This window comes from Pseudomonas sp. R3.Fl, from assembly GCF_023516765.1.
Taxonomy (GTDB): Bacteria; Pseudomonadota; Gammaproteobacteria; order Pseudomonadales; family Pseudomonadaceae; genus Pseudomonas; species Pseudomonas citronellolis.
In genome coordinates this window covers 5,447,465-5,462,032 of the sequence record NZ_JAMGSO010000001.1, presented here as the reverse complement: position 1 = coordinate 5,462,032, position 14,568 = coordinate 5,447,465, and the positions used below count along the sequence as shown (strand labels likewise).

14 protein-coding genes are annotated in these 14,568 nt (G+C 66.4%); all 14 read right to left on the bottom strand.

Translation table 11 applies throughout. The annotated features are described in order from the left end of the window. Positions 1–6: 6 nt before the first annotated feature. The 14 genes from fliI to M8R19_RS24045 all read right to left on the bottom strand — a co-directional run bounded on the left by fliI (position 7) and on the right by M8R19_RS24045 (position 14,418). Positions 7–1,362, bottom strand: a complete 1,356-nt coding sequence (gene fliI, locus M8R19_RS24110; protein WP_074976314.1) for a flagellar protein export ATPase FliI — start codon at positions 1,360–1,362, stop codon at positions 7–9. Then, positions 1,352–2,137, bottom strand: coding sequence for a flagellar assembly protein FliH (gene fliH / locus M8R19_RS24105; RefSeq protein ID WP_249919149.1), 786 nt, complete (start codon positions 2,135–2,137; stop codon positions 1,352–1,354). Before fliH ends, fliI begins: the two co-directional genes overlap by 11 nt. Then, positions 2,138–3,154 (bottom strand): flagellar motor switch protein FliG, encoded by a 1,017-nt coding sequence (gene fliG / locus M8R19_RS24100; protein ID WP_009620873.1) that lies wholly within the window; start codon positions 3,152–3,154, stop codon positions 2,138–2,140. It abuts the gene before it with no gap. Positions 3,155–3,160: 6 nt separating this feature from the next. After that, positions 3,161–4,954, bottom strand: coding sequence for a flagellar basal-body MS-ring/collar protein FliF (fliF, locus tag M8R19_RS24095; RefSeq protein ID WP_249919148.1), 1,794 nt, complete (start codon positions 4,952–4,954; stop codon positions 3,161–3,163). A 23-nt stretch (positions 4,955–4,977) separates the two neighbouring features. Further along, the gene (fliE, locus tag M8R19_RS24090; RefSeq protein ID WP_009620871.1) at positions 4,978–5,313 is read right to left on the bottom strand and encodes a flagellar hook-basal body complex protein FliE; all 336 of its coding nucleotides are present in this window, start codon (positions 5,311–5,313) and stop codon (positions 4,978–4,980) included. 299 nt (positions 5,314–5,612) lie between these two features. Beyond that, a complete protein-coding gene (locus M8R19_RS24085; protein WP_249919147.1) occupies positions 5,613–5,948 on the bottom strand; it encodes an endonuclease domain-containing protein in 336 nt (111 codons plus the stop codon). A gap of 153 nt (positions 5,949–6,101) precedes the next feature. Continuing rightward, positions 6,102–7,517, bottom strand: a complete 1,416-nt coding sequence (gene fleR, locus M8R19_RS24080; protein WP_249919146.1) for a sigma-54-dependent response regulator transcription factor FleR — start codon at positions 7,515–7,517, stop codon at positions 6,102–6,104. A gap of 4 nt (positions 7,518–7,521) precedes the next feature. Then, the gene (locus tag M8R19_RS24075) at positions 7,522–8,727 is read right to left on the bottom strand and encodes a sensor histidine kinase (protein ID WP_249920223.1); all 1,206 of its coding nucleotides are present in this window, start codon (positions 8,725–8,727) and stop codon (positions 7,522–7,524) included. Between the two features lie 122 nt (positions 8,728–8,849). Next, a complete protein-coding gene (locus M8R19_RS24070) occupies positions 8,850–10,325 on the bottom strand; it encodes a sigma-54 dependent transcriptional regulator (RefSeq protein ID WP_249919145.1) in 1,476 nt (491 codons plus the stop codon). A gap of 221 nt (positions 10,326–10,546) precedes the next feature. Then, positions 10,547–10,843 carry a flagellar protein FliT gene (gene fliT, locus M8R19_RS24065; RefSeq protein WP_009620866.1) on the bottom strand — a complete coding sequence of 99 codons (297 nt, stop codon included), beginning with the start codon at positions 10,841–10,843 and terminating at the stop codon, positions 10,547–10,549. Between the two features lie 26 nt (positions 10,844–10,869). Beyond that, positions 10,870–11,250 carry a flagellar export chaperone FliS gene (fliS, locus tag M8R19_RS24060; protein ID WP_249919144.1) on the bottom strand — a complete coding sequence of 127 codons (381 nt, stop codon included), beginning with the start codon at positions 11,248–11,250 and terminating at the stop codon, positions 10,870–10,872. Positions 11,251–11,341: 91 nt separating this feature from the next. After that, positions 11,342–12,745 carry a flagellar filament capping protein FliD gene (fliD, locus tag M8R19_RS24055; protein ID WP_249919143.1) on the bottom strand — a complete coding sequence of 468 codons (1,404 nt, stop codon included), beginning with the start codon at positions 12,743–12,745 and terminating at the stop codon, positions 11,342–11,344. A 74-nt stretch (positions 12,746–12,819) separates the two neighbouring features. Then, the gene (locus M8R19_RS24050; RefSeq protein ID WP_249919142.1) at positions 12,820–13,194 is read right to left on the bottom strand and encodes a flagellar protein FlaG; all 375 of its coding nucleotides are present in this window, start codon (positions 13,192–13,194) and stop codon (positions 12,820–12,822) included. Positions 13,195–13,272: 78 nt separating this feature from the next. After that, positions 13,273–14,418, bottom strand: coding sequence for a flagellin (locus tag M8R19_RS24045; RefSeq protein WP_249919141.1), 1,146 nt, complete (start codon positions 14,416–14,418; stop codon positions 13,273–13,275). Between the last annotated feature and the right edge of the window lie 150 nt (positions 14,419–14,568).

Genomic DNA, 14,568 nt, shown 5'->3' with positions numbered 1-14,568 from the left:
GCAACCTCAGCCGGCCTTGCCGGACAGCACGGCGTCCAGCAGCTGGGCGCTGTCTTCCAGGCTCTGGCTTTCGTTCAGGCCCTGGCGGAGGAACTGGCGCATCACCGGGAAGCGCTGAATGGCCAGGTCGGTCTCGGCATCGCCGCCGGCGACGTAGGCGCCGACGCTGATCAGGTCGCGGCTCTGCTGGTAGCGCGACCACAGCTGCTTGAAGCGCTGGGCGTGCTGCAGCTGCTCGGGGCTGACCACCTGGGGCATCACCCGGCTGATCGAGGCCTCGATGTCGATGGCCGGGTAATGGCCTTCCTCGGCCAGCCGGCGCGACAGCACGAAGTGGCCGTCGAGCACGCCGCGGGCGGAGTCGGCGATCGGGTCCTGCTGGTCGTCCCCCTCGCTGAGCACGGTGTAGAAGGCGGTGATCGAGCCGCCGCCCTTCTCGCCGTTGCCGGCGCGTTCCACCAGGCGCGGCAGGCGGGCGAACACCGATGGCGGGTAGCCCTTGGTCGCCGGCGGCTCGCCGATGGCCAGGGCGATCTCGCGCTGGGCCTGGGCGAAGCGCGTCAGCGAGTCCATCAGCAGCAGGACGTTCTTGCCCTTGTCGCGGAAGTATTCGGCGATGCGCGTGCAGTACATGGCTGCGCGCAGGCGCATCAGCGGCGCGTCGTCGGCGGGGGATGCGACCACCACCGAGCGCTTGAGGCCCTCCTCGCCGAGGATGTGCTCGATGAATTCCTTCACCTCGCGGCCCCGTTCGCCGATCAGCCCGACCACGATGATGTCGGCCTTGGTGTACTTGGTCATCATGCCCAGCAGCACCGACTTGCCCACGCCGGTGCCGGCGAACAGGCCCAGGCGCTGGCCGCGGCCGACGGTGAGCAGCGAGTTGATCGAGCGGATGCCGACGTCCATGGGTTCGTGGATCGGCTCGCGCTTGAGCGGGTTGATGGTCGGGCCGTCCATCGGCACCCAGTCCTCGGCGCGCATCCCGCCCTTGCCGTCCAGGGCGCGGCCGACGCCGTCGAGCACCCGGCCGAGCATGGACATGCCCATGGGCAGGCGGCTGCTGTCGGGCAGCGGCACCACGCGGGCGCCGGGGGCGATGCCGGCGAGGCTGCCGACCGGCATGAGGAAGATCTTGCTGCCGGAAAAGCCCATGACCTCGGCCTCCACCTGCACCGAGTGGTAGCCGCTATCGTTGATCACCATGCAGCGGCTGCCCACCGCCGCCTGCAGGCCCTCGGCCTCCAGGGTCAGGCCGACCATGCGCAGCAGGCGGCCCTCCACCACCGGCTGCGCCGGCAGTTTGGCGGCTTCCATATAGCCTTCCAGGCGCTTGGCGAAACTCACCCGGTCAAGGCGCATCGGGCTTGTCCAGATCGATGTGCAGGTCCGGCTCCAGCGCGTGGGTGGCCTGCTCGCGCTGCTGCTCGAAGAGTTGCTTGGTGATCTGCGCCAGGCGCGTCTCGATGCTGGCGTCGATGCGCGAATGCTCGGTCTCGATGCGGCAGCCGCCGGGCAGCAGCTGCTCGTCCTCGAGGATGCGCCAGCTTTCCTCATGGCGGTCGCGCAGCGCCTTGACCAGCTCGAAGTCCTGCGGATTGACGTGGATACGCACGTTGTCGCTGCCCATCGGCAGTTGCTTGAGCGCCTCGCGCAATACCTGGCGCAGCTGGCTGGAGTCGCCCTCCAGCTCGCGCTGGATGACCTGGCGCGCCACCTGGCCGACCAGGTTGACCAGCATCTGCTCGATCAGCAGGTCCTGCTCGGCGATGGGCTCGAACAGCTGGCCCATCAGTGTCTCCAGGCCGGCCAGGCGCTCCTGCAGCGCCGCCTCGGCCTCCTGCCGGGCCTTGAGCTGGCCGGCGTGGAAGCCGTCCTTCTCGCCGGTGGCGAAGCCTTCGTTGTAGGCGTCCTGGCGGATCGCTTCCAGCTCCTCGAGCGTCAGCGGTTTGACTTCCTCGACGGGGACTTCCTCCACCGCCGGGGTTTCCGGCTCCTCCGGCTCGGGCGCAGGCTCCGGCGGCCGCTCCACCACCGGGTCGAAGCTGGGCAACGCCCAGCGGTCGAAGCCGGCGACGTCGCGCGCGCGGATCAGGCCATCGTGTTCCTCGCCCTTGGGTTTCGCGGGACCACTCACTTAGATCATCTCCTCGCCACCCTTGCCGCCGAGAACGATCTCCCCGGAGTCGGCCATGCGCCGGGCGATGGTGAGGATTTCCTTCTGCGCGCCCTCCACTTCGCTGACGCGCACCGGGCCGCGGGCCTCCAGGTCGTCGCGCAGCAGTTCGGCGGCGCGCTTGGACATGTTGCGGAAGATCTTCTCGCGGATGCCCTCGTCCGAGCCCTTGAGGGCCAGCACCAGCACGTCCGAGGAGACTTCTCGAAGCAGCGCCTGGATGCCGCGGTCGTCGACGTCGGCGAGGTTGTCGAAGACGAACATGAGGTCCTCGATCTGCCCGGAGAGGTCTTCGTCGACGTCGCGGATGGCGTCCATCAGGGCGCCTTCCACCGAGCTGTCGAGGTAGTTCATGATGTCCGCCGCGCGCTTCACCCCGCCCATGGTGGTGCGGGTGGCGTTGGCGTTGCCGGCGAACTGCTTCTCGAGGATCAGGTTGAGTTCCTTCAGCGCCGAGGGCTGCACTGTGTTCAGCGAGGACACGCGCAGGACGATGTCCAGGCGCACCTTGTGGTCGAAGTGGCTGAGCACTTCGGCGGCCTGGTCCGGGTCCAGGTAGGCGACGACGATGGCCTGGATCTGCGGGTGCTCGTAGCGGATGACGTCGGCCACGGCGCGCGGCTCCATCCACTTCAGGCTGTCCAGGCCGCTGGTGTTGCCGCCCAGCAGGATGCGGTCGATGAGGTTGTTGGCCTTGTCCTCGCCCAGGGCCTGGGTGAGCATCTTGCGGATGTAGCCGTCGGCGCCGACGCCCAGGCTGGTCTGGTCGCCGACCACCTCGACGAACTCGCTCATCACCTGCTCGACCTGCTCGCGATGCACGTTGCGCATCTGCGCCATGGCCACGCCGACCCTCTGCACTTCCTTCGGGCCCATGTGCCGCAGCACCTGGGCCGCGTCGGTCTCGCCGAGGGACAGCAGGAGAATGGCGGCCTTGTCGACCTTGGTCAGTTTGGCGTTCAACCGGGTCTCGCTCATACCGCATCACTCATCGGAGTTGATCCAATCCTTCACTACCTGGGCCACGCGGCCCGGGTCCTGAGCCACCAGGCTCTTGATCGCGTTCAGCTGCGCATCGTACCCCTCGCTGGGGCTGGGCAACAGGATGCTCGGCGGGCCGCCCAGGCTGACGCGGTCCTCGGCCAGCTCGCCTTCCAGGCCGCCCATCTCGCCCAGGGCCATGTCGCCGCCGCCGGCGCCGGCCACCAGGGCCTTGTTCTTGTTGCCGGCGAGGTTGTTCAGCACCGGGCGCAGCACGCCGAACACCAGCACCAGGATGAAGACGATGCCCAGCACCTGCTTGACGATGTCCCAGAACCAGGGCTGCGAGTAGAACGGCGGCGAGGCGATCTCCAGGTTCTGCTCCGGGGCGAAGGGCGCGTTGATCACGCTGACGCTGTCGCCGCGGCTGGCGTCGTAGCCCACCGCGTCCTGCACCAGGCGGGTGAAGCGCGCCAGTTCGTCGGCGCTCCAGGGCTTGTGGCTGACTTCGCCGGTCTTGGCGTCGGCGACCATGTGGTCGTCCAGCACCACCGCGACGGAAAGCCGGCGCAGGCGGCCCTGCTGCTGCTTGGTGTAGCTGATGGAGCGGTCCAGCTCGTAGTTGCGGGTGTTCTGCTCGCGCTTGTCGGTGGGGTACGGCGCCAACACCGGACGGCCGGTCTTCGGGTCGATGATGGTCTGGCCGTTGGCGTCCTTCAGCGGCTGGCCCGGGGCGACGAAATCGCCGCCGGCGCTCTTGCCGGTCTGCTGCGGCGCGCTGGCCGGGCCCGGCGGCTGGTTCGACAGCGCCCCCGGCACGCCCTGCGGGCCGTTGCTGTTCTGGCGTTCCTCGTTGTTCACCTGCTCGCTGCGCAGGGCCGGCTGGTCCGGGTTGTAGGACTCGGCGGTGGATTCCACGGCGCTGAAGTCGACGTCGGCGGACACCTCGGCCTTGTAGCGGCCATCGCCCAGCACCGGCTGCAGGATGCTGTGCACGCGCTGGGTGAACATGCTTTCCATGCGCCGGGAATAGTCGAACTGCTTGCCGGCCATGGTCAGCTCGGACAGCTCCTGCTGGTCGGAGAGCAGGTTGCCCTTCTGGTCGACCACGGTGACCTGGGACTTGTCCAGTTCCGGCACGCTGGTGGCCACCAGGTTGACGATCGCCAGCACCTGGCTGGGCTCCAGGCTGCGCCCCGGGTACAGCTCGACCAGCACCGAGGCGGTGGGCTTGCGCTCGTCGCGGACGAACACCGAGCTCTTCGGGATGGCCAGGTGCACGCGGGCGGCCTTGACGTTGTTCAGGCTGGAGATGGTGCGCGCCAGTTCGCCTTCCAGGCCGCGACGGTAATTGGTCGCCTCCATGAACTGGCTGGTGCCCAGGGCCTGTTCCTTGTCGAGGATCTCGAAGCCGACGTTGCTGTCGGTGGGCGTCAGGCCGGCGCCGGCCACCTTGATGCGGGCGCGGCCGAGGTCGTCGGCCTTGACCAGCAGGGCGCCGGAGTTGGGGTCGACCTTGTAGTTGATGTCGGCGGCGTTCAGCGTCTCGACCACCTTGTTGGCGTCGACGCCGTTGAGGCTGCCGTACAGCGGCTTGTAGTCCGGCTGCTGGGACCACAGCACCATGCCGAAGCCGATGGCGATGCTCGCCGCCAACCCGACCAGCAGGCCGACCTGGCGCAGCACCGGCATCTCGGCGAGGCTTTCGAGGAACTGCAGGCCCATCAGCGGCTTCTTCAGCATTTCGGCTGCGCCGGCTTTGGCGGGGACCTGGTTGTCTACAGTGGCTTCGGCCATGAACTATCTACCTACCCCGTGGCTCAGATGGGCATCTGCATGATGTCCTGGTAGGCCTGGACCAGTTTGTTGCGCACCTGGGTCATGGCCTGGAAGGACACGCTGGCCTTCTGCGAAGCGATCATCACGTCGGTCAGGTCGACGTTGCTCTGGCCCACCTCGAAGGCATTGGCCAGCGCGCTGGCGGCCTGCTGGGTGGAGTTCACCTTGTTCACCGCCTGGCCGAGCATGTCCGAGAAGCTCGGCGCGCCCTCCACGGCAGCCGGCGCCGAGGCGGCCGGCTTGGCCTTGGCCATGGCGTCCATCTGCATGGAGCGCATTTCCAGTAGCAGGCGGTTGAACTCGATACCCTGACTCATTTGCTTTCCCTCTGACTACGGGCCGCGGCTTTTTTGACGCCGCGGCGCTTTGGCATAGGGGATTGCAACAAGGGTGCCAGGTTTCAGGGGGACTTGTAGGATGTGGCTATTGGGAGCAAGAGCCCCTCACCCCAGCCCTCTCCCGGAGGGAGAGGGAGCCCCTCCTCTGCCGTGCGAATCAAGGCATGCAGCCTGGAACATCGGTGTCGGCCACACCTATGCGCCAGGAGAAAACCATCGCCTATCGCCGCGCCGAACGGCCCCCTCTCCCTCTGGGAGAGGGCTGGGGTGAGGGTGCTCTATCCAGGCTCCAATGCCAACAGAATCGCCTCCAACACCCCCTCCGTCCGCACCAGCACGTCATGGTTCCAGAACCGCAACACCCGCAGCCCCTGGCCCCTCAACCAGGCATCCCGCTCGACATCCGCGGCACTTCCCAGGTGCTGCCCGCCATCCAACTCCACCACCAACTGCCGCTCATGACAGTAGAAATCCGCCACATACGGCCCCAGCGGCACCTGACGCCTGAATTTCCAGCCGAGTAGCCGGCGATCCCGCAAACGACTCCACAACAGCCGCTCCGCGTCGGTTTGCCGACGCCGCAGCCCCCGGGCGAATTCCGTTGGCTTCGACATGCCCTGCCCCTCCTCCATGGAAAAGCAGAACCCTGCGCCACCCACCGCCGTCACGACTGCCGGCAAGCGCTGAAACCACCACGGGAAACTCCCCTCACCACACAAAGAAAAGGCCCGCGAACAGCGGGCCCGAACAGGGGAAACCGGCGCCTCTCAGCTGGCGTACAGGTAAGCCTCCACATCCATCCCCGCGTCACGCATCTGCGCCAGCTTGTAGCGCAGGGTACGCGGGCTGATGCCCAGGCGTTCGGCGGCTTCCTTGCGGCGGCCACGTTCGCTGCGCAGGGTGTCGATGATCATCTGGAACTCGCGGCGGCGCAGGTCTTCGCCGAGGCCGCCGGCGTTGTCCGCGGGCGCCGACGGAATTCCGGCGCTGGCGGCGGCCGCCACCGGGGCGGGCTGCACCAGGGGGATCACGGGCGCTACGGGCGCCATGCCGATGGGGGCGTTCAGGCACAGGTCCAGGGCGCGGACCTGGCCGCCCTGCTGCAGGATCAGCGCGCGCTGGATGGCGTTGTCCAGCTCGCGCACGTTGCCCGGCCAGGGGTGCGTCAGCAGGGCGTCGCGAGCATCGGCGGCCAGGCTCACCGCGCCCAGGTTCATCTTCTTCACGTACTTGGCCAACAGGCGCTCGGCCAGCGGCAGGATGTCCGCCGGGCGCTCGCGCAGGGCGCGCCAGGCCAGGGGGAAGACCGACAGGCGATAGTACAGGTCCTCGCGGAAGCGCCCCGCCGCCACCTCGCCGAGCAGGTCGCGGTTGGTGGTGGCCAGCACGCGGATGTCCAGTTCGATCGGCTTGCGCGCCCCCACGCGCTCCACCTCGCGCTCCTGCAGCACCCGCAGCAGCTTGGCCTGCAGCGCCAGGGGCATCTCGGAAATCTCGTCGAGGAGAATGGTGCCGCCGTCGGCCAGCTCGAACTTGCCCGGCTGCGCGGCGATGGCGCCGGTGAAGGCGCCCTTCTCGTGGCCGAACAGGGTGGCCTCGAGCATGTTGTCGGGAATGGCCGCGCAGTTGATGGCGATGAAAGGCTTGCCGGCGCGCGGCGACTGCTGGTGGATGTAGCGCGCCAGCACTTCCTTGCCGGTGCCGGACTCGCCGGAGATCAGCACGGTGGAATCGCTGCGCGCCACCCGCGCGGCCAGCTCCAGCAACTGGCGGCTGGCCGGCTCCACGGCCACCGGCCCCTCGCCCTCGGCGACGGGCGCCTGGCCCAGGGCGTGGCGGGCCACCAGCTCCAGCAGCACCTTGGGCTCGAAGGGTTTCACCAGGTAGTCGGCAGCGCCCTGGCGCATGGCGTCGACGGCGCGCTCGACGGCGCCGAAGGCGGTCATCAGCAGCACCGGCAGCTGCGGGTAGCGGGCGCGGATCAGGCCGAGCAACTGGTGGCCGTCCATGCCGGGCATGTTGACGTCGCTGACCACCAGGCCGAAGGCCTCGCGCTGCAGGGCGACCAGGGCCGCCTCGGCGCTGTCCACGGCGGTGAACTCGCAGCCGCCGATCAGCAGGGTATCGGAGAGGGCTTCGCGCAGGGCGCGGTCGTCTTCGACGAGCAGGATTCTGGCGGGCATGGGGTTATTCCTTGTGTTCACGGACAGGGGCCGCGATCAGCGGCAGGACCAGGCTGGCGCAGGTGCCACGGCCTGGTCGCGATTGCAGGCGCAGTTCGCCGTGGTGCGCCTTGGCCACCGCCTTGACCACCGCAAGGCCGAGGCCGGTGCCGGTGGTCTTGGTGGTGAAGAAGGGCTCGCCCAGGCGCGCCAGGGTGGCGGCGTCCATGCCCGGGCCGCTGTCGCTGATGGCCAGGCGCAGGCTGTCGCCGCGAGCGTAGAGGTGGACTTTCAGGCGCACGTCCTGGCCGCCGGCCTGGATGGCGTTGTGCAGCAGGTTGAGGACGCTGCCGACCAGGGTGTCGCGGTTGCACAGCAGCTCGCCGCCGCGCACGTCGCATTGCCAGCGCAGTTGCAGGCCGGCGACATGGGCCTCGGCGGCGGCGCGCAGGCCGGCGAACAGCTCCGCCGGGCTCAGGCGATCCGGCAGCGGAAGGTCGCCGCGGGCGAATACCAGCATGTCGCGCACCTGGTTCTCCAGCTCCTGCAGGCGCTCCTTGAGGCGCCCGGCGAAGCGCTGCTGCTGTTCCAGCGGCAGCGCCTGCTCGCTCAGGTGGCCGGCGTAGAGCATGGCCGCGGACAACGGCGTGCGGATCTGGTGGGCCAAGGACGCGACCATCCGGCCCAGGGCCGACAGGCGCTCGTGGCGGGCCAGTTGGTCCTGCAGGCGGCGGGTCTCGGTGAGGTCGTTGAGCAGTACCAGTTGCCCCGGCTCGCCATTCAGCGAGCGGGTGGCGATGGACAGGCGGCGCCCGTCGCGCAGGGAAATCTCGTGGCCGTCATCCTTGCGCGGCGCGAAGCAGCGGGCGATGACCTGGCGCCACAGCATGCCCACCAGGGGCTGGCCGAGCAGGCCGCGCGCCGCCGGGTTGGCCTCGCGCACCACGCCCTGGCCGTCGATGACGATGACGCCGCCGGGCAGCAGGTCCAGCAGGCTCTGCAGGCGGTTGGCCAGGCGTTCCTTCTCCGCCAGCTCCTGCATGCGCTGGGCGCTGACCAGGGCCAGTTGTCCCTTCAGTTCGCTGACCCGCGCCTCCAGCATGCTGTACGACTGGTTCAGCTGGGTGGACATCTGGTTGAACAGGGCGAAGGCCTGGTCCAGGCCGGCGCGGCCGTTCTCCTCCGGCGCATCGCTGGAGGTCGGCTGGGACTGCTGGGGTACGGCTGGCATCATGCTGTCTCTCTTCCATCCGACGTCGTGAAAGCGTCGGCTGGCAGAGTCTTAGCAATCTGCGTGCCTAAAAATTAGTCCTTTATTTTCAGGCACTTATTGGAAGGCAGTGGCAAGCGGCGTCAATCCTCCGCCACTTCCTCCTCGCGACGGCTCATGCCGTACTTGCGCATCTTCTCCACCAGGGTGGTGCGGCGGATGCGCAGGCGCTCGGCGGCGCGGGCGACCACGCCGTTGGCGTCGTCCAGGGCCTGCTGGATCAGCCCCTGCTCGAGGTTGGCCAGGTAGTCCTTGAGGTCGATGCCCTCGGCCGGCAGCATCGCCGGCGAGTCCAGGCCCGGCAGCCCGGCGGTGATGGCGGCGCGCTCTTCCAGCTCCTCGCGCAGGCTGCTGGCGAGTTGCTCGTCCTCGTCGTCGACGTGGCGGAATTTCTTCGGCAGCTCGCCCACGCCGATCACCCCGTAGGGGTGCATGATCGCCAGGCGTTCCACCAGGTTGGCCAGCTCGCGCACGTTGCCCGGCCAGTCGTGGCGGCACAGCGACATGATGGCGGCGGAGTTGAAGCGGATGGAGCCGCGCTTCTCGTGCTCCATGCGCGAGATGAGTTCGTTCATCAGCAGCGGGATGTCTTCCACCCGCTCGCGCAGCGGCGCCATCTCGATGGGGAAGACGTTGAGGCGGTAGTACAGGTCCTCGCGGAAGCTGCCGCCCTCGATCATCTTCTCCAGGTTCTTGTGGGTCGCGGCGATGATGCGCACGTCGACGTTCTGCGTCTTGTTGCTGCCGACACGCTCGAAGGTGCGCTCCTGCAGCACGCGCAACAGCTTGACCTGCATCGGCAGCGGCATGTCGCCGATCTCGTCGAGGAACAGGGTGCCGCCGTTGGCCAGCTCGAAGCGCCCGGCGCGGCTGGTGATGGCGCCGGTGAAGGCGCCCTTCTCGTGGCCGAACAGTTCGCTTTCCAGCAGCTCGGCGGGAATGGCCCCGCAGTTAACCGGCACGAAGGGCGCTTCGCGGCGCTTGGAGTGGTAGTGCAGGTTGCGCGCCACCACTTCCTTGCCGGTGCCGGACTCGCCGAGGATGAGCACGCTGGCGTCGGTGTCGGCCACCTGCTGCATCATCTGCCGCACCTGCTGGATGGCCCGGCTGGTGCCGACCAGGCTGCGGAACAGGTTGGGCTCGCGCTGGCGGCCGCGCTCGCGGGCCTGGTCGTACATCTCGCGGTAGACCTGGGCGCGGTGCAGGGAATCGAGCAGCTTGTTGTAACTGGGCGGCATCTCCAGGCTGGCCAGCACGCGGCGGCGCAGCTCTTCCGGCCAGTCGGTCGGCGCCGAGTCGCCGATCAGCAGCACCGGCAGGAACTCGTCCCAGGCCGAAAGCTGCTTGAGCAACTCCAGGGCGCCGCCCTTGTGCTCGACGCTGCCGAGCAGCACGCAGAGCACGCCGCGGCTGCCGTTGGACAGGTCGTCGACCGCCAGGCGCCATTCGCGGCTGCGGCTGGACAACTGGTCCTCGCCGAGGAAGTTGAGGATGGTGGAGAGTTCGCGGCAACGCTCCAGGTCGTCGTCAATCAGCAGAATCTTGGTTTCACGCCACATCTTGCTCTTGTCTTCCGAAGGCATGTGGGCCGGCGAACGGCAACGGGAAAGAGGCGGAAACAATCCGCCATCATTTGGCCACTAAGTAAAGTCAAAAATGTGGCGAGAGTCAAATTTATGGCGTGATTTATTCGTTGTTTCCGACGGAAGAACTTACCTGCTGGCACGAACGGCGGCAACGGCGAAAACAGGGGCCGCGCCGAACGGGCGACCCGCGGGGCTCAGCCGAAAAGCTGATAGACCTTGGCGCCCTTGTGCGACCGATTGACGCGGATGATTTCCTCGGCCACGCCCTGGCGCTGGCGGGTGACTTCCTGGACCAGTTCGCGGTACAGCACGAGCAAGCCTTCGAGGCTGCGCTTGAGGTCGCTGTCGTCGTCCAGCGGCTCGTGCATGGCGGCATCCACGTGCTGGCGGCACTCCAGGTCCAGCCGGGCGATGGCTTCCCAGTCCTGCTCCGCCAGGGCGGTGCCCAGGGCGGTGCGGGTTTGTTCGATACGCTCGACGGCGAGGGTCATGCTTCGTGTCTCCTGGAGGGACGGTATTACTGCGGGATACCGTCCCAACCTTCCTTGATGCTGCGAAGCAGGTTGGCCACTTCGTCGAGCATATGTTCGTCGTTCTGCCGGTTGGCCTCAAGCAGGCGGCGACTCATGTAACCATACAGGGCATCCAGCCGCTCGGCATACTCACCGCCCTTCTTCAGGTCCAGCGAACTGCGCAAGCCGCCGATAATGCCCAATGCCTTGCCGATCAGTTGGCCCTTTTCCGCCAACCGCCCGCGCTGCATGGAACCGCGAGCCTGAGCGATACGGTTCAGCCCCCCCTCCATCAGCATCTGGATCAGGCGGTGCGGAGTAGCCTCGTGGATCTGCGCCTGGACACCGACGTTCTGGTACTGGCGAAGCGCGGCCATCGCGTTCATTGCATGCTCCCCTGGTCTGGAAGAATTACTGTTCGATGTCCAGGGTATCGGCGTCTTGGAGGCTTTCTTTAGGCCTTCGAGTCGATCGGCATCAATCGTCGTCGGAGCTGTTCAGCGCGTTGAGCGTAGTGAGCACGCTGCTGCTGGTGGCGTTCAACTGAGCGACGAGCGTGTCCATGGCGTTGTACTTGGCGTAGAGGATCTCGGTCAGCTTGGCGGTTCGGGTGTCCAGGTCGGTCTGCTGCGTCGTCAGGCTGCTGAGTGTGGAGTTGATCGAGTCCTCCTTCTGGTCCAGCAGGCCATCGGTTTTGGAATACTGCTCGACGGCGTTGTACATGCCTTTGAGGAAGCCGTCGCTGCCGGTGAAGAAGCTCTGGACATCCGAGGCATAGGTCGACAAACCGCTGCTCAGCTTGCTGCTGTCGACGCTGAGGGTTCCATCCTTGTTGCTGGTGATGCCCAGCTGGGAAAGGACCACGAGCGAGCCGCTACCGCTGGACAGGTTGACCATCTGGTTACGCAGGCCGTTGACCAGCGAGCGGGTCATGGAGTCGCTGGTCAGGGCGCCGGCCGAGCTGCTGGTGTTGCCATCCTCGTCGGTAGTGGTGGTGACACTGGTCAGGCTGCTGATGGTCGTCATCAGCGTGTTGTAGGCATCGACGAAGCTCTGGATGTTGGTGGTCAGCGCCTCGGTATTGGTCGCCACGCTGACGGTGGCCGAACCAGTGGCGGCCAGTTCGAAGGTGACACCGCTGACAGCGGAACTGACTGTGTTGCTCGAACTGGTCATGCTCAGACCATCGAGGGTGTACTGCGCATCCGTGGCCTGAGTCAGGTAGCCACCGCTGGAGCTGCTGTAGGCCGCCGTACCGTCGATGCTCAGCGCCGACAGGCTGCTGTCGCCGCTGGTGGTCACGCTGATATCGGTACCGCTGCCGGTGGTCGTGGAACTGAGCACCAGGCGCGAGCCGGTGGAGTCGGTGATGATGTTCGCTGAAATCCCCGAGGTGCTGCTGAGCTTGTTGATGCTGTCACGGATGTCGGACAGGCTGGCCCCGGCAGCGATGGATACGGTATAGGTCGAATCACCCTGGGATAGCTTCAGCTTGCCGGCGCCATAGCTGGTGGAAGCGTCGACATACTGGCTGGCGACTTTCGACGAAGTGGCCAGCTGACTCACCTCCAGCGAATAGCTGCCAGCCGTAGCCGAGGAGTCGACGGTCGCCGTGGCGACGTCGCTGTCGGAGGATGTGGCAGCCAGGCCGGAGAACGAGTCGGCGCTGTTCAACGAGGCGACAGCCAGTTGGAAGGTCGACAGAGCGCTCTTGAGAGTGCCTACCGCCGACAACTGGGTAGTGTAGGACGAGGTCAGGTTATCGATCTGGTTCTGCTTGGCGCTGGTTTGCGCCTTGACCAGGGCACTGACGATCGAGTCGATGTCCAGCCCGGTTCCCAAGCCGGTCGATGAGATCCCTGATGAGCTGATCGTCGACATGTCCATCCTCCTTATAGCGGGTTCTTGACACTATGGTCTTAGTGGACCTGCCTCAGCAAGAAGCAGGCCAGGCTTCACGCCTGCTCGCTGAACAGCAGGTTGCCGGACTCCCTGAAACTCTCCGCCAGGCGCACGGCAACCTCGGAGGGAATCTGCCTGATCAGGTCTCCGCTCTGCGCATCCACCACCTTGACCACAGTGATGCCGGAGTCCTCATCGAGAGAAAACTCCAGGTTGCGATGAATCATCTGCGAACTGCTCCGCAGGTCATCCACGGCACGCTCCAGGGACGCTCGATCCGGCAGCGACGCGGAATTGCCGTCAGATGGCGAATCCTTGCCAGGTGTAACCGTGCTCTTGCCGCCAGCCACGGCAACCCCGATGGGCCCTTGCGCCGTAGCGGCGGGAGCCGGGTTCGTCGAGCCGAGGGTCGAAAGGGTGATCGTCATCAGCGCTTCCTCCTGTTCCTGGACAAACGCAGGAAGGGCGCAGCGCGCCCTTCCTCCGTCTCACCTTGTCGCGAGGACTTATTGCAGCAGCTTGAGAACAGCGGAAGGCTGCTGGTTGGCCTGGGCCAGTACCGCAGTGGCGGCCGACTGCAGGGTCTGCTGCTTGGTCATCTCCGCGGTTTCCGCGGCGAAGTCCGCATCCTCGATCACGCTACGCGACGAGGTGGCGTTCTCGGCGATGCTCTGCAGGTTGGCGATGGTGCTGTCCAGACGGTTCTGCACCGCACCGAGCGCCGAGCGCTGGGTGTCGATCTGCTTGAGCGCGTCGTCGATGACCTGGATCGCGGCCTGGGCGTTCTTGGTAGTGGTGATGTCTAGGTCCTGGACGGTGGTGCCACTGGTGGTGACCAAGGTACCGCCGGTCAGCGTATCGGAACCGGTGGTGGAGATCGCCTTGCTGGAAGTCAGCGAGATGGTGCCGTCGTCGTTGGCCGAGGCAGTGATGCCGCTGATGTTGCTGTTGAGTGCGCTGACGATGTCGTTGGTGGTGTCACCCTCGTCGTAGGCCACTTCGTAGGTCTTCGCCGTGCCGTCGCTGCCGGTCAGGGTCAGGGACACGGTGCCCGAGGCAGTGGCCGCGCCGTTGGTGACGTTGGCTACCGACAGGCTGCCGCTGGCCAGGGAAGAAGAACCCTTCAGCGCGGTGGCACTCATGTCGTTGAGCGTGAAGCTCACGGTCTCGTTGGCGTTGGCGCCGATCTGGAAGGTCATGGTGCCATTGGTGCCAGCCGAACCGTCCAGCAGGCTGATGCCCGAACTGCCGCCACCGTAAGTGGTGGTATCGGCGATGCGAGTGAGTTCGGCGGTCAGCGATTCGAACTCCTGGTTCAGCGACTCACGGTCGTCGTCGCTGTTACTGCCGTTCGCCGACTGCACGGCCAGGACGCGCATGCGCTGCAGGATATTGGTGGATTCCTGCAGGGCGCCTTCAGCGGTCTGGGCGATGGAAATGGCGTTGTTGGCGTTGTCCACTGCCTGGTTCAGGCCGTCGACCTGGCTGGTCAGGCGGTTGGAAATCTGCAGACCCGCGGCATCATCCTTGGCGCTGTTGATTTTCAGGCCGGTGGACAGACGGGTCATCGCGGTGGTCAGGTCCTTGGTGGCATTGTTCAGGTTCTTCTGAACGTTCAGGGACGCGATGTTGGTATTGACGGTAAGGGCCATGACGAGATCCTCGTGGATAGGCGACTGCTTTCAGTTGGTTCCTGGCCCTTGGCTGGTGCCGCCCGTAATGGCCTGGAGAACCTTCGTTAGGGTTATCGTCCTCCGTCGTTTTTGCTTTAGGGCGATTTTCTTTTTTTTTTCAAGCCCCTT

What these genes read in the sequence shown, in the direction of transcription:
- fliI (WP_074976314.1), bottom strand. Translation starts at nt 1,362, where the DNA reads ATGCGCCTTGACCGGGTGAGTTTCGCCAAGCGCCTGGAAGGCTATATG.
- fliG (WP_009620873.1), bottom strand. Translation starts at nt 3,154, where the DNA reads ATGAGCGAGACCCGGTTGAACGCCAAACTGACCAAGGTCGACAAGGCC.
- fliF (WP_249919148.1), bottom strand. Translation starts at nt 4,954, where the DNA reads ATGGCCGAAGCCACTGTAGACAACCAGGTCCCCGCCAAAGCCGGCGCA.
- fliE (WP_009620871.1), bottom strand. Translation starts at nt 5,313, where the DNA reads ATGAGTCAGGGTATCGAGTTCAACCGCCTGCTACTGGAAATGCGCTCC.
- M8R19_RS24085 (WP_249919147.1), bottom strand. Translation starts at nt 5,948, where the DNA reads ATGTCGAAGCCAACGGAATTCGCCCGGGGGCTGCGGCGTCGGCAAACC.
- fleR (WP_249919146.1), bottom strand. Translation starts at nt 7,517, where the DNA reads ATGCCCGCCAGAATCCTGCTCGTCGAAGACGACCGCGCCCTGCGCGAA.
- M8R19_RS24075 (WP_249920223.1), bottom strand. Translation starts at nt 8,727, where the DNA reads ATGCCAGCCGTACCCCAGCAGTCCCAGCCGACCTCCAGCGATGCGCCG.
- M8R19_RS24070 (WP_249919145.1), bottom strand. Translation starts at nt 10,325, where the DNA reads ATGTGGCGTGAAACCAAGATTCTGCTGATTGACGACGACCTGGAGCGT.
- fliT (WP_009620866.1), bottom strand. Translation starts at nt 10,843, where the DNA reads ATGACCCTCGCCGTCGAGCGTATCGAACAAACCCGCACCGCCCTGGGC.
- fliS (WP_249919144.1), bottom strand. Translation starts at nt 11,250, where the DNA reads ATGAACGCGATGGCCGCGCTTCGCCAGTACCAGAACGTCGGTGTCCAG.
- fliD (WP_249919143.1), bottom strand. Translation starts at nt 12,745, where the DNA reads ATGTCGACGATCAGCTCATCAGGGATCTCATCGACCGGCTTGGGAACC.
- M8R19_RS24050 (WP_249919142.1), bottom strand. Translation starts at nt 13,194, where the DNA reads ATGACGATCACCCTTTCGACCCTCGGCTCGACGAACCCGGCTCCCGCC.
- M8R19_RS24045 (WP_249919141.1), bottom strand. Translation starts at nt 14,418, where the DNA reads ATGGCCCTTACCGTCAATACCAACATCGCGTCCCTGAACGTTCAGAAG.